Source organism: Rhizobium sp. GR12 (assembly GCF_036596185.1).
Lineage (GTDB): Bacteria > Pseudomonadota > Alphaproteobacteria > Rhizobiales > Rhizobiaceae > Agrobacterium > Agrobacterium nepotum.
The window spans coordinates 87,314-103,767 of the sequence record NZ_JASXTH010000016.1 but is presented as its reverse complement, the minus strand read 5'-3'; the positions used below and the strand labels follow the sequence as shown (position 1 = coordinate 103,767).

At 58.2% G+C, this 16,454-nt stretch carries 19 protein-coding genes; 9 read left to right on the top strand and 10 right to left on the bottom strand.

Annotation, left to right across the window (positions count from 1 at the left end; genetic code table 11):
* Window positions 1-47 precede the first annotated feature (47 nt).
* Entirely contained in the window at window positions 48-344 is a 297-nt protein-coding gene (locus QSK43_RS23530) for a hypothetical protein (RefSeq protein ID WP_332305500.1), read from the bottom strand.
* A 55-nt stretch (window positions 345-399) separates the two neighbouring features.
* A complete protein-coding gene (locus tag QSK43_RS23525; RefSeq protein ID WP_045017053.1) occupies window positions 400-666 on the bottom strand; it encodes a sel1 repeat family protein in 267 nt (88 codons plus the stop codon).
* Window positions 667-1,266: 600 nt separating this feature from the next.
* Here QSK43_RS23525 and QSK43_RS23520 point away from each other — a divergent pair.
* From QSK43_RS23520 to QSK43_RS23495, 6 genes are all read left to right on the top strand, one after another.
* Entirely contained in the window at window positions 1,267-1,605 is a 339-nt protein-coding gene (locus tag QSK43_RS23520; RefSeq protein ID WP_045017054.1) for a DUF2147 domain-containing protein, read from the top strand.
* 119 nt (window positions 1,606-1,724) lie between these two features.
* Entirely contained in the window at window positions 1,725-2,321 is a 597-nt protein-coding gene (locus tag QSK43_RS23515) for a hypothetical protein (protein WP_332305499.1), read from the top strand.
* A gap of 157 nt (window positions 2,322-2,478) precedes the next feature.
* Window positions 2,479-2,661 carry a hypothetical protein gene (locus QSK43_RS23510; RefSeq protein ID WP_332305498.1) on the top strand — a complete coding sequence of 61 codons (183 nt, stop codon included), beginning with the start codon at window positions 2,479-2,481 and terminating at the stop codon, window positions 2,659-2,661.
* 10 nt (window positions 2,662-2,671) lie between these two features.
* Window positions 2,672-2,845, top strand: a complete 174-nt coding sequence (locus QSK43_RS23505; RefSeq protein ID WP_332305497.1) for a hypothetical protein — start codon at window positions 2,672-2,674, stop codon at window positions 2,843-2,845.
* A 103-nt stretch (window positions 2,846-2,948) separates the two neighbouring features.
* On the top strand, window positions 2,949-4,454 hold the full coding sequence (amn, locus tag QSK43_RS23500) for an AMP nucleosidase (RefSeq protein ID WP_332305496.1): 1,506 nt from the start codon (window positions 2,949-2,951) through the stop codon (window positions 4,452-4,454).
* Window positions 4,455-4,513: 59 nt separating this feature from the next.
* Window positions 4,514-4,723 (top strand): type II toxin-antitoxin system VapB family antitoxin, encoded by a 210-nt coding sequence (locus QSK43_RS23495; RefSeq protein WP_332305495.1) that lies wholly within the window; start codon window positions 4,514-4,516, stop codon window positions 4,721-4,723.
* Between the two features lie 393 nt (window positions 4,724-5,116).
* Here QSK43_RS23495 and QSK43_RS23490 read toward each other — a convergent pair whose 3' ends face one another.
* From QSK43_RS23490 to QSK43_RS23480, 3 genes are all read right to left on the bottom strand, one after another.
* Complete coding sequence (locus QSK43_RS23490; RefSeq protein ID WP_332305494.1) at window positions 5,117-5,587, bottom strand: OsmC family protein; 471 nt, start codon at window positions 5,585-5,587, stop codon at window positions 5,117-5,119.
* 25 nt (window positions 5,588-5,612) lie between these two features.
* Window positions 5,613-6,986 carry an aspartate aminotransferase family protein gene (locus tag QSK43_RS23485; protein ID WP_332305493.1) on the bottom strand — a complete coding sequence of 458 codons (1,374 nt, stop codon included), beginning with the start codon at window positions 6,984-6,986 and terminating at the stop codon, window positions 5,613-5,615.
* 295 nt (window positions 6,987-7,281) lie between these two features.
* Window positions 7,282-8,190, bottom strand: coding sequence for a diacylglycerol/lipid kinase family protein (locus QSK43_RS23480; protein ID WP_332305492.1), 909 nt, complete (start codon window positions 8,188-8,190; stop codon window positions 7,282-7,284).
* 234 nt (window positions 8,191-8,424) lie between these two features.
* Between QSK43_RS23480 and QSK43_RS23475 the strand changes: the two genes are divergently transcribed.
* Together QSK43_RS23475 and mgtE are read left to right on the top strand one after the other, a co-directional pair.
* Window positions 8,425-9,669, top strand: coding sequence for an MFS transporter (locus QSK43_RS23475; RefSeq protein ID WP_332305491.1), 1,245 nt, complete (start codon window positions 8,425-8,427; stop codon window positions 9,667-9,669).
* A gap of 286 nt (window positions 9,670-9,955) precedes the next feature.
* The gene (gene mgtE, locus QSK43_RS23470; RefSeq protein WP_332305490.1) at window positions 9,956-11,329 is read left to right on the top strand and encodes a magnesium transporter; all 1,374 of its coding nucleotides are present in this window, start codon (window positions 9,956-9,958) and stop codon (window positions 11,327-11,329) included.
* Window positions 11,330-11,378: 49 nt separating this feature from the next.
* Here the strand turns inward: mgtE and QSK43_RS23465 are convergent, their stop codons facing one another.
* From QSK43_RS23465 to QSK43_RS23450, 4 genes are all read right to left on the bottom strand, one after another.
* Window positions 11,379-12,149, bottom strand: a complete 771-nt coding sequence (locus QSK43_RS23465; RefSeq protein WP_332305516.1) for a DUF3037 domain-containing protein — start codon at window positions 12,147-12,149, stop codon at window positions 11,379-11,381.
* Between the two features lie 23 nt (window positions 12,150-12,172).
* The gene (locus QSK43_RS23460) at window positions 12,173-12,976 is read right to left on the bottom strand and encodes a HipA family kinase (RefSeq protein ID WP_332305489.1); all 804 of its coding nucleotides are present in this window, start codon (window positions 12,974-12,976) and stop codon (window positions 12,173-12,175) included.
* Between the two features lie 105 nt (window positions 12,977-13,081).
* Window positions 13,082-13,918, bottom strand: a complete 837-nt coding sequence (locus QSK43_RS23455) for an undecaprenyl-diphosphate phosphatase (RefSeq protein WP_332305488.1) — start codon at window positions 13,916-13,918, stop codon at window positions 13,082-13,084.
* 120 nt (window positions 13,919-14,038) lie between these two features.
* On the bottom strand, window positions 14,039-14,428 hold the full coding sequence (locus QSK43_RS23450; protein WP_332305487.1) for a winged helix-turn-helix transcriptional regulator: 390 nt from the start codon (window positions 14,426-14,428) through the stop codon (window positions 14,039-14,041).
* A gap of 103 nt (window positions 14,429-14,531) precedes the next feature.
* Here QSK43_RS23450 and QSK43_RS23445 point away from each other — a divergent pair, with 103 nt between their 5' ends.
* Window positions 14,532-15,548, top strand: coding sequence for a zinc-binding alcohol dehydrogenase family protein (locus QSK43_RS23445; RefSeq protein ID WP_332305486.1), 1,017 nt, complete (start codon window positions 14,532-14,534; stop codon window positions 15,546-15,548).
* A gap of 97 nt (window positions 15,549-15,645) precedes the next feature.
* Here QSK43_RS23445 and QSK43_RS23440 read toward each other — a convergent pair whose 3' ends face one another.
* Window positions 15,646-16,386 (bottom strand): pentapeptide repeat-containing protein, encoded by a 741-nt coding sequence (locus tag QSK43_RS23440; RefSeq protein WP_332305485.1) that lies wholly within the window; start codon window positions 16,384-16,386, stop codon window positions 15,646-15,648.
* Window positions 16,387-16,454: the final 68 nt, after the last annotated feature.

The window sequence follows — 16,454 nt, the reverse complement described above, 5'->3', positions numbered from 1 at the left end:
CGAGCCGGAATCCAGCATGATCAAGTCCTTGATCATGAAAGACTCTTTCACGGCGCAGACGCGTCGTGGCTGGATGCCGGATCAGGTCCGGCATGACGGAGAACAACAGCATCCCGATGAGCCTGCGGCATCAGGTTCAAGCTGAACGTCGGGTGCTGTGAAGATGATTCAACGCCCTCCCGCAAACCACTGTTCGCGAATCGTTTTCCAGCAACCGATATCGCCAAACATAAGAAAACCGCGCCGGCCTTGTTCCTGCCGGTCGCGGTTTGATGTGTCAGCGCAAAAGCTTCTTTTTCAGAAACCCTCGCCGCATTCCCCTTCGGGTTTACTTTCGTTTGCACCGGTCTTCGGGACTGGAGGGAACCGGACCGGAAATTCTATCGCGGATGCGGTGCTTTAGTGCATCGTCATCCAGTCGCGTGCGGCACGCAGCGCTTCGGCCAGTTCCGCCTTGGTCATGTTGCGGGCGAGATCAGCGCGCAGCGAGGCGGCTCTTTCCGATCCGCGGATCGCGGCGATGTTGAGCCATTTGTGAGCCGCGACCAGATCCACCTCGCATCCCCGGCCGGTCGCATAGACCAGGCCGAGATTGCAAAGGGTGTCGGCGCGGGTTTCGCTACCGGCAACTGCCATTTCGATATCGCGAATTTCAAAGCGTGCCATTGTTTTAATCCCTGTCTTCTCGCCTGTTTCATCAAGTGCCTTCTTGTCGAGGCTAACCTTTGGAACTGCCGTCTTTTGCGGCTTTTTTGTTCTTCCGGCCGGCAGGTTTTCCCTGCGCTTTTGATGAGCCCAATATGCCATGAGGCTTTCAACGGGCGCTTAAAAGGCATGATTAATGTGAGGCAAACAAACTGCAAACGATTGGTAAAATTGGGTTTTTGTTAAATATCACAAGGTGCGGAAATTAAGGACTTTGGAGCGAATTTTACGAAAACTTTAGAATTGGATTTCAACCCTTCATTCACCACGATCCAAACAACGATTTTCGAATTTCCCGCTCTTCCGCGTGTTCCGCAGGTGCAAATCCCCCGTCACAGCCGTAAATTTCTATTTCCTTTTACGTGAACGTAAAATAATATCCGCCTGCCTGTCATGAGGATGAAACAGGCAAAGGACAAAGCGAACGTGGCGAGCAATCGTTGCGCCGCAGGGTGGCCATGCGTCGTGGATGGCGTATGGCATGCCGAAGAGGTTTGGATCTGCGCATATAGTCCCTGACCGGGTTCAGGAGAGGCTGTGCGAATTTCGGGAGGAGTTTTTATGAAGCGTGTGATGATGATTGCCGCCGCCCTCATGCTGGGCGGCAACCTTGCTTTTGCCGCCGAGCCGATTGAAGGCAACTGGAAGACGGCAAGCGGCGAGACAGCCGTAATCGGCCCCTGCGGCACGGCCTTTTGCGTGACGCTGAAGACCGGCAAACATGCCGGAAAACAGATCGGCAAGCTTTCCGGCAAGGGAAACAGCTATGCCGGCGATATCACCGATCCCGCCAACGACAAGACCTATAGCGGCTCCGGCACCGTTTCCGGCAACTCGCTGAGCATGAAGGGCTGCGTGCTGAAGATCCTGTGCAAATCGCAGACCTGGACACGGCTATAAGATAGGCGCGGCGGGCAGGCCTTTGACCGCTTGTCCGCCCTCGCAAGCGCATGCCGTGTGGAACACATGTATCCGTTGATGTATCGTTGCGGCCAGCCGAACACCATCGAGAGCGACGCATGCGCCCCACCCTTTCGACAATCCTGATTTCGGGCACCTCGCATGTCGGTAAAAGCACCCTTGCCGCTCTGTTGAGCGCAAAGCTTGGTTGCGAGGCAATATCGACCGACGGTCTCGCACGCCATCCGGGACGGCCCTGGCCCGGCATACCGGCGCCTGTGGAGGAGTATTACAGGCAGCTGTCGGCAGACACGATCTATTGGTTTCTGAAGGTCCATCACCAGAACATCTGGCCGCTTATCCGCGCGCGGATCGACAGCCGATCCGGCACCGGCAAGCTCACCGTTTTCGAAGGGGCTGCTCTGCGGCCGGAACTCATAGCGCCGCTTTTGGAAGACACCACCGCCGGTGTCTTCCTGCATGCAGAGAATGATTTTCTTCTTGAGAGAATGCGCTCGGAGGCACGATACGAAGATGCGGCGGCTGACCAGCGCCGGATCATGGACGCCTTCATCGAGCGATCGCTGCGTGAAAATACCGAAATGCTGGCATCGGCGCGGCAACACGGTATGCAGCTTGTCGATGTTGCGAAACCCACAGCGCTCGAGAGGCTTGTCATTGAACTTGCCGAGCGCGCCGCAGCATCTCCTATATGATGCGAAAGGCGGGCGTCCACGCTCCTCCGCCATCGAAAGTTTCAATTTCTGCCGCAACGATCCCGTTAATCTCCCTGAACACCATATGAACCGGGGTCTCAGGGTCCGTTCAGTCCGAGTGTGGCAAAACTCTGTCCATGAACTCCAATAAAGGGGAATGGACATGACAAAGTTGATCAGCCGGCTGGCAATCTTCGCGTTTCTCATGGCGATCTTCGCCATGTCCTTCGCCTCGCTCGTCGTTAATCCCAACCGCAGCTTTCAGCGGGTGAATGCCGGTGCGGCCATTGCCTGCCAGCATAGCCCGACGACCAGCGCCAATTGCCCCGTCGTGCTTTGAGGATCGACCAATGACCCGCAGCTTTTCCAACGGCCTGTTTTCCGCACTGAGACTGGTGCTGATGGCCTCGATCTTTCTCGGCCCGGTGGCGGGCCTTGCGGTCTACAAGGCCGATCCCCGCACCGCATCGAAAGGCGCCGGTTTCGTGCTGCTGATGAGCCTGCAACGCGGTGCGCTCGGCTGAGATTTCGCCGCCCCGCCACTATCCCCGCCGCTTTTTCCGTTTCTTTTCAGTTTCTTCGTATTTCTGTCGCTTGCCTGTCGAAATAGGCCTCTTATAATGGGCCATGACAATAGCAAAACGAACGATTCCGCCCTTTGCCTTCATCAGCCCCGAGCCTTTCGCGCCGCAGACATTCACGGACCCGAAAGAAGCAGTCGAGGCTTTGACCGCGCTTTACGAACGCAATACGGCGTTCCTCATCAATTCCTTCACCGAACTTGCCAAGGGCGCACCGATCACCGGTCGTTACCGCGCCTGCTATCCGCAGGTCAGCCTCGAGACCGCCACCTTCGGCCATGTCGATTCGCGCCTTTCCTATGGCCATGTCTCCGCCCCCGGCGTCTATACGACGACGATCACCCGGCCGGAGCTTTTCCGCCATTACCTGAAAGAGCAGCTGGGGCTTCTGATCAAGAACCACGGCGTTCCGGTGACGGTTGCTGAATCGGCCACGCCCATTCCCTTGCATTTCGCTTTCGGTGAAGGTGCTTATGTCGAGGCGGCTGCGGCATCCTCGCTTTCCGACGTGCCGCTGCGCGATCTTTTCGATACGCCCGACCTTAACAACACCGACGATCTGATCGCCAATGGCGAATATGATCAGGTGCCGGGCGAACCCGCGCCGCTGGCGCCCTTCACCGCGCAGCGCATCGATTACTCGCTCGCCCGCCTCAGTCACTATACGGCGACGAGCGCCAGCCATTTTCAGAATTTCGTGCTGTTCACCAACTACCAGTTCTATATCGATGAATTCGCCGCATGGGCGCGTCAGTTGATGAAGAATGGCGGCGAGGGTTACACATCCTTCGTGGAGCCGGGCAACATCATTACCCTCGCCGGCTCCGACAAGCCGGAAACGGACTCGGTGCTCGGCCGCCTGCCGCAGATGCCCGCCTATCACCTGAAGAAAAAGGGCCATGCCGGCATTACGCTGGTCAATATCGGCGTCGGCCCTTCGAATGCCAAGACGATCACCGACCATATCGCCGTGCTGCGCCCGCATGCATGGCTGATGGTCGGCCATTGCGCCGGCCTGCGCAACAGCCAACGGCTGGGCGATTATGTTCTGGCGCATGCCTATGTGCGCGAGGATCACGTTCTGGACGACGACCTGCCGGTCTGGGTGCCTATTCCCGCTCTCGCCGAAGTGCAGCTGGCGCTGGAAGGTGCGGTGGCGGAAGTCACCGGTTACGAGGGCTTCGAGCTGAAACGCATCATGCGCACCGGCACCGTCGCCACCATCGACAACCGCAACTGGGAGCTTCGTGATCAGGCGGGTCCGGTCAAGCGCCTGTCGCAATCGCGCGCCATCGCGCTCGACATGGAATCGGCCACCATCGCCGCCAACGGCTTCCGCTTCCGCGTACCCTACGGCACCCTGCTCTGCGTCTCCGACAAACCGCTGCATGGCGAACTGAAACTACCCGGCATGGCCACGGAGTTCTACCGCACGCAGGTCGCCCAGCACCTGCAAATCGGCATCCGCGCCGTGCAGAAACTGGCCGCCATGCCGACGGAAACCCTGCATTCGCGCAAGCTCAGAAGCTTTTACGAGACGGCGTTCCAGTAAGATCGCGCATCTTCGCCCTCAAGGTGTCTATGTTGTCTCAAACACCTTGAGACGTTGAAATGCATGTCACTATCGACCTTGATGACGAGTTGATCGCGGAGGTCATGGACATTACCGGGTTATCCAACTGCGAAGCAGCAGTTGAAATGGCCTTAAGAGAATTTGTCCGGATACACCGGCAGCGACGCGCGCTTGAGGAACTGCGGGGCATTGGCTGGGAAGGCAATCTCGAGGAAATCCGCGAAAGCTGGAGCACGGATAAAGCCTAGCAGTTGAAGGTAGACGTAAGCTGTCATCTTCCGGTTTGCCCCCTTGCTGCCCGGCTTAATTTCGGGACACGCTGCATTGCATTGAAGTTAATCGCAAAGAGTGCGCATCTTTTCAGCGTCATCCTTGGGCTTGTCCCAAGGATCTAAACACATCAATAAAGTCAATCCGTTGCAGATCCTCGGGACAGGCCCGAGGATGACGGCAGAGTGTTTGGCGCGATTCATCATTCCATCTAACGACGCCACGCTTCGTTCGTTTCCGGCGCGTCGCGACACGTCTGAATGCCATGGACCTTGTCCAGAAATCTAACCGGACAGCGGTGGTCAGGCCCGAGCATGACATCGAGTGTGAAGTAAGCCTTTCAGCAGCTCGCGATGAAAGGTTGGGTCCACCTAAACCACCTTCACCGTACCCTCCACACGCACGGAAAAATTCACCGACCGTGCGATGAAACATTTCTCGTGAGCGTCGTGGTGCAATTCATCCGCCCTGGCAGGATCGCCTTTCGAGATGGTGATGACGGGTTTCAGCACCACTTCGCTGAAATGGCCCGCACCGTCCTTTTCCATAACCAGCGTGCCTTCGGCATTGTCGATGTAGTCTTCGACGATGATGCCGTTGACCGAGCAGAAATGCAGGTACCAGAGCTTGTGGCAGGCCGAGAGCGAGGCAACCAGCAGGTCTTCCGGGTTCCAGCGGGAGGGATCGCCGCGGAAGGCGGGGTCGGATGAGCCGGCGATATCGGCTTTTCCTTCCGCCGAAATGACGTGATCGCGTTCATAGTCGCGGTAGCCGGAAGTCCCCTTGCCACGATTGCCCGTCCACTTCACCTGAACGGCGTAATGATGTTCCTGTCCTGCCATGTCATTCCTCCCTTAGAGTATTTTGTCACATTTCCGGCCGCGCATCGCGCAGGTGGTCGAGCCCCTTGCGCAACGTCTCGATGATCTGGTCCACTTCTGAGCGGCTGATTGTCAGCGCCGGCGAGGCGAGCATACGGTCGCCCGTGGCGCGCATGACGAGACCGTTTGCCAGGCAGTGGTTGCGCACCGCAGTGCCGATGTCATCAGGCTTGGCAAAACGCCGGCGAGTCGCCTTGTCCGCCGTCAGTTGCAGGCCGCCCATAAGGCCGACATTCACCGCCTCCCCCACCAGTTCGTGATCGGTCAGGCTATTCCAGCCTTGCGAAAAATAAGGGCCGATATCGTCGCGCACCCGCTCCACCAGCCCCTCATCCTCGATGATTCGGAGGTTTTCAAGGGCGGCAGCGGCGCAGACGGGGTGACCGGAATAGGTAAAGCCGTGGTTGAAATCACCGACTTCGGACAACATCACCTCCGCCACCCGGTCGGAAACGATGACGCCGCCGATCGGCAGATAACCGGATGACAGGCCCTTGGCGACGGGCGCAAAATCCGGCTCGACGCCGAAATGCTGATATCCGCACCATGAGCCGAGACGGCCGAAACCACAGATCACCTCATCGGAAACCAACAGGATATTACGCGCCTTGCAGATGCGGGCGATTTCCGGCCAATAGGTCTCAGGTGGCACGATGACGCCGCCTGCCCCCTGAATGGGTTCCGCTACGAAAGCGGCGACATTCTCCTCGCCAAGTTCGTCGATCTTCGCGTCAAGTTCGCGGGCGACCTTGAGACCAAATTCAGCCGGTGAGAGATCGCCGCCTTCCGCATACCAATAGGGCTGGCCGATATGGGCGACACCCTCGATCGGCAGGTTGCCCTGCTCGTGCATCCATTTCATGCCGCCGAGCGAAGCGCCGGCCACGGTCGAGCCGTGATAGCCGTTGCGCCTTGCGATCACCTTGATCTTTGCGGGATGGCCGAGCGCCTTCCAGTAAACCCGCGCCATGCGGAACCAGGTGTCGGTGGCTTCCGAACCGGAATTGGTGAAGAACACATGGTTCATCTTCGGCCCGGCACGGGACGCGATCTTCTGCGCCAGAAGCGTGGCTGATGGTGTCGTGGTGCCGAAAAAGGCGTTGTAGTAGGGCAGCTCGTTCATCTGGCGCTGCACGACATCGGCAATCTCGCGACGTCCGTAGCCGATATTCACGCACCAAAGCCCGGCAAAAGCGTCGAGATACTTCTTGCCGGTGCTGTCATAGATGAAGACCCCTTCCGCCCGCTCGATGATGCGGGTGCCTGCGGCGTTCAGCTTGCCCATATCGGAAAAGGGGTGAAGGTGGTGGGCGGCATCGATGGCGGCCAGATTGGATATCGCCGTGGGGACTTCATTCATGACAGATCGCACTCCCGCAAAAGCAACGGCGCTCGCGCCACCGCATCCAACCGAACATGGCCGGGCGGCTCCGATTTGGCAAGACTGGCGTTTTCGGGGGAACAACCATCCTTTGAGCGAGCGGTCGCCGCTTGTTTCTTCTCCCCGCCGGGGAGAAGTCCGCGGCAGCGGGATGAGGGGGCGAGCGTCGAGGTGTACGGAGGGGTTGCCCCCTCATCCGGCGCTTCGCGCCACCTTCTCCCCGGCGGGGAGAAGAAACCGGCGGCACCCCCTCGTTCTTTCTGCCGTGTGGGCGCTACGCTAAGAACCCTCGCCCCACCAGCACCTTCAATTCGCCGGCATGGACCTTCAGCGCCACGTCGCGTTCCATCGGCAGCAATTCGCCATCGATGACGCAACGCAGATCGTGGCGCCTCTTCGGAAAATGCAGTTCCACATCTGTCACGGTCGTGGCCGTCACGGCGGCGTTTTCCTTCAGCCTGCCGCGCAGAATGTCGAAAACAAGCCTTGCGACACCTGAAGGAGAAAGAGGATCGGTGAGGTAAAAACCAAGATGACCACCTGACACATTATCCGCCACCAAAAGCGAATTCTGGCCGAATTCGTTGTTGGAGACGGAAATGGCCGAGACCTTGCGGTGCTGCATCGCGCCGTTGACGGTGTACTCCACCTCGAACACCGGCGGATTGAGAATGACGCTGATGGCGGCGCGGATGCTGGCCTTGATCTTGCCGAGGCGGGAGGCGAAGGCGAGATTGTTGCGGTAGCGCACCATGCGCGAATGCAGGCCCGCAGAAAACTGGTGGACGAAGAGGCGGCCGTTGGCGCTGGCGATATCGACATTGGCGATCTCGCCATTCGCCAGCGTCTCCAGCACCTGGCGGATGTCGAGCGGCAGCTTCAGCGAGCGGGCGAACAGGTTCATGGTGCCGGCCGGCACGACGCCGAGTGCGATGCCGTGTTTCCAGGCGATGCTGGCCGCCACCGAAATGGTGCCGTCGCCGCCGCCGGCAATGATGCCTTCGATATCAGGCTCCTCGGCGGCATATTGCATTTCCTCAACGATTTCCTTGCCGGAAACGACGCGGCAATCGATAGCGTGGCCGGCGCTTGAAAAGACCTCGCGGACGTGGTCACAATAGGCATCCATATCCGTGGTGCGAAAGGTGCCGCCGTCACGATTGAAAATTGCAATGAGCTTCATATACCAACCCGATCCCGTGATGCAGCCGCGCGTAAATGCCTGGCGCCCCATAGAGTTCCGAACACCATCGCGTGAAGATCGTCTTTTGCCGAGAATCGCTCTACCGCAATGCATCATTTCATGTTAGGGATCACTTAAGGTCATTTTCATGACCGCGCATCTCCAGTCAGGGCAGGCCGTTCCCATACGGTCTTGCCCTTTTTTCTGTGGGGTCCTCCCCCTTCTCAGGTAGCAATGAGCCAGTCGAATATGTCGGAAGCCCGCCTTGGGGTGGAGAGTGAAACCGTTTACACGGCAGCGCCGGCTGTGGCCCTGTCGCCGCTTGCCGTCGCTCTGATCGAACTGGCGCTTGCCGCCGGCGGCTTTGGCATCGGCACCGGCGAATTCGCCATCATGGGCCTGCTGCCGGATGTCGCCACGACCTATGGCGTGACGGTGCCGCAGGCAGGTTACGTCATCACGGCCTATGCGCTGGGTGTCGTCATCGGTGCACCCATCATCGCGGTTCTGGCTGCGCGCATGACGCGGCGCACATTGCTTCTCGGCCTCATGGGACTTTTCGCACTCGGCAATATCTTAAGCGCCGTCGCACCTGATTTCCTGAGCTTTACCGTGCTGCGCTTCATCACCGGCCTGCCGCACGGCGCCTATTTCGGCGTTGCAGCGCTGGTCGCCGCCTCCATGGCGCCAATCCATAAACGCGCCCGCGCCGTCGGCCGCGTCATGCTCGGCCTCACCATCGCCACCCTGCTCGGCACCCCGCTCGCCACCTTCTTCGGCCAGATGCTTTCCTGGCGCGCGGCCTTCATGCTGGTCGGCGGCATCGGGCTGTTGACCGTCGCCCTCCTGTGGCTGTTCCAGCCGCGTGACAGGGTAGAGGAAGGCGCGAGCGTGTGGCGTGAACTCGGCGCTTTCCGCCGCGTGCAGGTGTGGCTGACGCTCGCCATCGCCTCGGTCGGTTTCGGCGGCATGTTTTCGGTTTTCAGCTATATCGCCAAAACCACCACCGATGTCGCGATGATGCCGGTTTCCACCGTCTCCATGGTGCTGGCGCTGTTCGGCATCGGCATGAATGTCGGCAATGTGGTCGGTTCGCGGCTCGCCGATATCTCGCTCAATGGCACGATCGGCGGCATGCTGGCTTTCAACGTGGTGGTCATGGCCGTCTTCGGCATGACGGCGCATGATCCGTTCATGCTGTGCCTCTGCGTTTTCCTGATCGGCTGCGGTTTTGCCGCCTGCCCCGCCGTGCAGACACGGCTGATGGATGTCGCGGCGGATGCGCAAACGCTTGCGGCCGCCTCCAATCATTCCGCCTTCAACATCGCCAACGCGCTCGGCGCATGGCTTGGCGGCATGGTCATCGCCATGGGCTATGGATATGCCTCCACCGGTTATGTGGGCGCGGTTCTTTCCCTTCTCGGGCTTGGCGTTTTCCTCGTTTCCGTCACCGTCGAACGGCGCGCAAAAGCCGGCTGAATGCCGGTTTTTCAGCAGCCGGAACACCCGTTCCGGCACCTGCGTGAAATCTTACGCAGATTTCACATTTGGCTCGCTTGACTCTTTTGCATTTCAGGCGCAACACGGCCTCACGCGCAGGCCGTAACCCGGCACGGCGCGGATTTCAACGGAGCATCATTTGATGTCTAGCGACAGTAGTAGTCGATTGCCTTTGCCGAAAGCGGCGAACGGGAACTGATCCGACCCCTGTCGGCTCACCACCGCGTTCGCCGTAATCGGCGAATCGACGGAAAGGTGAGCAATCATGAACTTCCACACCCTCTCCCAGAGAGCCAGCAAAGCTGCACGTCTTCTCCGCAGCGGAAATTCCGGCTCCACGACCATTGCAGAACGCGTCGAGCACCTCAACACGCTCGATACCGACGCTGCCGTAACCGCGCTCCTTGCCTTGCCGCAGGCAAAGGCCGTCGCCATTCTCGACCGGCCGGAACTGCATGACGCAGCCGCGATCATTGCCGGCATTCCGCTTGAACAGGCCGCCCGCTTCGTCAACCTGATGTCCGACGACCGCGTGGCCGACGTTCTGGCGGAAATGGCAGAAGAGCCCCGCGCAAAGCTGTTTTCCCGGCTGGACCGCACGACCGCGCTCTCCATCCAGCATCTGATGGGTTATCCGCCGCGCACCGCCGGCTCGATCATGACCACGGAATTCGTCAGCGTGCCTGATGACTGGACGGTGGAACAGACCCTTTCGCACATCCGCATCGTCGAGCGGTCGCGTGAAACGGTCTATGCCATCTATGTGCTGGCGCAGGACGGAACGCTCTCGACCGTCGTGACGCTGCGTCGCCTGCTTACCGGCGAGGCCGGCGCATCCATTCTCTCCGTCGCATCGAAGGAAGGCACCGTCTGTGCCAGCCCCTTGATGTCGCAGGAGGATGTCGCCCGGCTGATCCGCAAGCACGACCTTCTGGCGCTTCCCGTCGTTGACGACCACTCGCACATTCTCGGCATCGTCACCGTCGACGACGTCATCGACACCATGATCGCCGACACCACGGAAGACGCCCACAAGTTCGGTGGTATGGAAGCGCTCGGCAAGCCCTATATGGCAATGGGCTTTCCGGACATGGTCCGCAAGCGCGCCGGCTGGCTTGCCGCCCTGTTCCTCGGCGAAATGCTGACGGCCAGCGCCATGCAGCACTTCGAAGGCGAGCTGGAAAAGGCCGTCGTACTGACGCTGTTCATTCCGCTCATCATGTCATCCGGCGGCAACTCCGGTTCGCAGGCCACCTCGCTCATCATCCGGGCGCTGGCGCTCGGCGAACTCAAGCTTTCGGACTGGTGGCGGGTGCTGCTGCGGGAAATCCCGACGGGTCTCACGCTCGGCTGCATTCTGGGCGCCATCGGCTTCCTGCGTCTGACCATCTGGCAGCAGGCGGGCTTCTATGATTACGGCGAGCACTGGCTGCTGGTCGGCGCCACCGTGTTTTCCGCCCTTGTCGGCATCGTCACCTTCGGCTCGCTGGCCGGCTCCATGCTGCCTTTCCTGTTGCAGCGCCTGCGGCTCGATCCCGCCAGCGCATCCGCACCCTTCGTCGCCACGCTGGTGGATGTCAGCGGCCTCGTCATCTACTTCTCGGTGGCGCTGATGATCTTGAGCGGTACGTTGCTTTGAAATATCCTTGCACAATATTGGCATAGATCAAACGGCTCACTGAACATTGTCAGTGAGCCGTTTTTTTAATTTCCTCCGCAAGTGCTTCGACTTCTTCTAAGCGAAAAAGCTTCGCACCAGCTCGTTCAAAATCATGTCGAAGGTTTTCGACGAAACGATCAGGTTGATCACCAAACTCTCCAACAACGATCAAACGGTTGCCTAGCGTTTCTGATAGCGCTCTTCCTTCCAACACCCTTTTCCCCGCCTCCGCTAAACCACGTTGAGGGTTATCGAAGCGGGCCGCATCTATGAAGTTATAGACTCCATTTTGATAACCGTAGTCAGCTTGCAGATTAACGCCATATTGTTCGATAAGAACTGGACTTGGCCGTTTATCGAGAAGAGATAAGACACCCGCCTCTCGGAAGGCGCTAGTAAGCAACGTGTTAACTCGATCAACCTTCTTCGATCGTGCATCCCATGCCACAAGATCAATAAACAACTTTTCTACTGCAATATGGGCACTTTTACCAGCAACTGCATTCAATGGCGTTAAACGAAATATATCTGCTCTTTTAGAATTGAAGTCATCAATCCAACTACGAGTAATCGCAGGCCGCGAAAAATGAAATTCGATCCTCTGATAGAAATCGTGAAGAGCATATTTTAGAAATGTCGTATTTATATCTCCAAATACTTTTCTTGCGCGAGTAAAATCATCCGCTAATTTAACGACAACTTTACCCTGATCATTTTCAAAAACGGCCACTCCGACATTTATATATTCAAATCGCTCAGGAAACGGGCTGAGTTGTATTATCGAATAAAATAGCTTCATCTTTTCCACGTCATCCCTCCTTCCTAATCAAACTTCATTTCTTGTTGAGCAAATATCGCATCTGGAACCCAGTTACGCATGCAATCTGCCCGGTGAACCAGCGCTTCTGCCAATCGATGGGCTGTATTATTCATAAAGCCCCATTCGGGTGGAGAGGCGGCACATATATCCTCTATTTTATCAATTGCTATCGTGCACAACCTATCTAAGGCGCTTTTAACGTCATTTCGAGTTAGCATTGCGGCAAACTCTTTAAATAGTCCGTAAACTATTTGCTCCTTCGCCCACTCATCATTGATTTCGTCCTCCAGAGAGGTTTCTGCAAAGGCGTGGCTATGATCAATCACAAGTAGCTGGGTCTTCCGTCGATCCGCCTTGAATAGAATATTATCGTAATTTAATACCTCCCCGTTTGCGTCGTCGGCGAAGCGATCCTTGTTTCTAATCCAAGTGTCAAACACAACAAGAAGCGCGACTTCACTTGGATTTCGTAGATTTGCCAGAAGCCTTGAATTTGGTGCCAGACTAGATGCTTGCTCCCAACGTGAGAAAAATGCCGGCCCGGGCAGAACCGTTACAAAGGGATCCTCGGTTGTCAGCTCTGAAATTTCAGCAACGGCGAAATCGGGAGTACACAATCCGACAAGTCCGGCCAATTCGGCGGCCAACAACTCGCTCACAAGCGCATCTAATCCTTGTCGGTTTCCCATATATTTCACTAAAGCCATTCCGGCATCTGTGACAACGTACAATGGCTTGGTGCTTGTTGAAAGCACCGAGCTAATACGTTCTATACGAGTGGGTCGCCACTTCGTTCCTGCCAGCAATTTCCACCCTCCGTTGCATCGGTGGTACACCAGCAAACCAAGGACTTCAATTAGGGAGATTATAACGGCCGCTTTCTGTCCAATAAAATGGCGGGCAAGAGCTGCTTAGCCGCCAGCATTGATGACGCCCGTGCCCAGCAGCCCCAGAAGAATGACGCCGATGACGACACGGTACCAGACGAAGGGCATATAGCTCTTGGTGGATACCAGCTTGAGGAAGACGACGATCACGGCGTAGCCGACCACGAAGGCGATCAGGGTCGCGAGCCCTGTCGGTCCCCAGCCGACCGGATTGTCCTCGCCGATGCTTTTGAACAGCTGGTAGAAACCCGAGCCGAAGACGGCGGGAACGGCGAGCAGGAATGAATAACGTGCGGCCGCCTCACGCGTGTAGCCTAAAAGCAGGCCGGCGCTGATGGTGCCGCCAGAACGCGAGACACCAGGGATGAGCGCCATGGCCTGCGCGAAACCGAACAGGATGCCGTCGCGCCAGATCAGCTGGTTGAGCTTATAGCGTTTTTCACCGATCCTGTCAGCAATGCCAAGGACGATGCCGAAGACGATCAGCATGACGGCGGTGATATAGAGGTTACGCAGCGAATGCTCGATGGCGTCCTTGAAGAACAGGCCAAGCAGCACGATCGGCACGGAGCCGACGATGATCAGCCAGCCGAGCCGCGCATCCGCCTTGTCATAAAGGCCGAGGCGAAAGTTCTGCCGGAGCCAGGCGGCGGCGATCCGCATGATATCCGACCAGAAATAGACCAGCACCGCCGCTTCCGTACCGATTTGCGTGATCGCGGTGAAGGCGGCGCCGGGATCTGCACCGGAGGGCAGAAACTCTCCCGCTATCCTCAGATGCGCGCTTGAAGAAACCGGAAGAAACTCCGTAAGCCCTTGCAAAAGGCCGAGAAATGCGGCCTCCAACCAACCGATGCTCATGTGATTTGATGTCCCTGCTGCGAATCGAGTTCGCAGCATTATGCATCAATCGGGGCAAATCCGTGTTGCAGCGCACCATGAAAAAAGACCCGGCGCGGGCATGGTTTTACCCGTGATTTTTCAGGCCGCCTTCTCCGCAGCCTCCGGAAGTTGGGTGTATTTCGTGCCGTTCTTGCACACGACATGGGCGTCGCCCCAGCTTTTCAGCGCCGCGATCACCGGCTTCATGGTCTCGCCGAGCGGCGTCAGCGCATAATCCACGCGCGGCGGCACCACCGGGAAGACGGTGCGCGAAATCAAGCCCGCCTCTTCCAGCTCCCGCAGCTGCTTGGTCAGCATGCGCTGGGTGACGCTTGGAATGTGGCGGCGCAGTTCGTTGAAGCGCAGCGTGCCTTCGTTGACGAGATGATAGAGGATTACGCCCTTCCATTTGCCGTCGAGAAAACTCAAGGCGGACTCCACCGGGCAGCCGGGAAAATTGCCGGTAAGCTTGGCGCGCGGTCGCGACATCACAGTATCCTTTTTGTATGTATCGTCACAAAATGTGCATTCTTGCGATCGATGTTCATATGTATCAAGTAAGAGGCACGCAAACAAGCAAAGGAGACTGTTCATGCGCGCCATCGGTTACAAGACAAGCCAGCCCATCACCGCGACGGATGCCCTTGTCGACATCGACCTGCCGCAGCCGGAAGCCACAGGGCACGACATTCTGGTGGAGGTGAAGGCCGTTTCGGTCAATCCTGTCGACACCAAGGTGCGACGCAACCAGGCGCCGGAAAACGGCGCTGTCCGCGTGCTGGGTTTCGATGCGGCTGGTGTGGTCAAGGCCGTCGGCGACAAGGTCTCGCTGTTCAAGCCCGGCGACGAAGTGTTTTACGCTGGCGTCATCAATCGCCCCGGCTCCAACAGCGAATTCCATCTGGTCGACGAGCGCATCGTCGGCGCAAAGCCGAAATCGCTGAATTTCGAGGAGGCCGCAGCACTACCGCTGACCGCGATCACCGCTTACGAGACGCTGTTCGACCGGCTGCGGGTGAAGGAGCCGGTTCCGGGTGCCGCCAATGCGGTTCTGGTGATCGGTGGTGCCGGCGGCGTCGGTTCGATCGCCATCCAGCTTCTGCGCGCGCTGACTGATCTCACCGTCATCGCCACGGCTTCGCGGCCGGAAACGATGCAATGGGTGAAGGAACTGGGCGCGCATCATGTCGTAGATCACAACAAGCCGATTGCCCCGCAGGTGGAGGCGCTTGGGCTCGGCGCACCGGGTTTCGTGTTCTCGACCACCCATAGCGACATCCACGCCGCCGACAGCGTGGCGGCCATCGCGCCGCAGGGTCGTTTTGCGCTGATCGACGATCCGGTCGGCGGTTTCGACATCATGGCCTTCAAACGCAAATGCGTTTCGATCCATTGGGAAATGATGTTCGCCCGCGCCGTCTTCCAGACGCCTGATATGATCGAACAGCACAGGCTGCTCAACCACGTCGCCGAACTGGTCGACGCCGGCAAGATCAAGACGACGCTTACGGAGGTTTTCGGCACCATCAATGCCGCAAATCTGATCAAGGCGCATGCGCTGATCGAGAGCAACAAGGCCAGGGGCAAGGTCGTGCTTTCGGGCTTCTGATCGACGCTCGGGGCATCCGCATTTGCGCGGATGCCGCCATGCTGCGTTTTTTTACCTCAGCCATGCGCGAAAGATCGCGCGTGGCTTTCCCTTCCCATCAATCGTCGTCCGGGTCTTCCGGGCAAGGCCACGAGGCGGGCGTCGTCAGGCCGTTCGGCAATTTGGTCTTGGCGTCGCCGCAGGCAATATCGATCTGCCTTTGCTCCAGCCCGGTCGCCGCGGAAAGATCCACCCCTTCGATCCGGGTCAACAGCAAGAAGGCGCTGGTGAAATCCACTGGACCACCGAGCTTTGCGCCACCGAAACGGGCGCGCGACAGGTTGGTCAGGGAGAACTTCGAGCCATTGAGCGTTGCACCCTCGAAATCGGCCCGCCCGAGTTCCGCCTTGGTGAAATCCGTGCCGTCAAGCTTGGTGTTCTCGAACTTCGCCCGCTGCATTTCCGCATTGTTGAATTTGGCGTTGGTGGCATCGGCAGCGGAAAAATCGCTGCGATAGGCTTCCACCTTGGTCAGATTGGCGCCCTGCAGGTTCGCCTCTCCCAGAGCCGAGCGGATGAGTTTCGCCTTTTCCAGATTGGCGCCCTTCAGCGACGAGCCGCGCAAGTCGGTATAGGTGAAATCCGTCCCGTAAAGCATCGCCGAATCGAGATTGCTGCCGCCGAGCATCAGGAGGCGCTTGTTGCATTCGCGCCAGTCGATGCCGGCCATGGCATCGGCGCGGCAGCTGGCAGCCATGGCGGGGCCACCGCTGAGCGAAACTGCGATTGCCACACCTGCCGCCAAACCGGTAAAAAACCCTGTCTTCCACAGTATATTCAGCCTTTGAAAGCCGGACATTCTCTTACTCCTGCCGCCGGGCAACGGCGCAAACGCAACAGCTTTTGAGCCGAACCAGGGACCATATG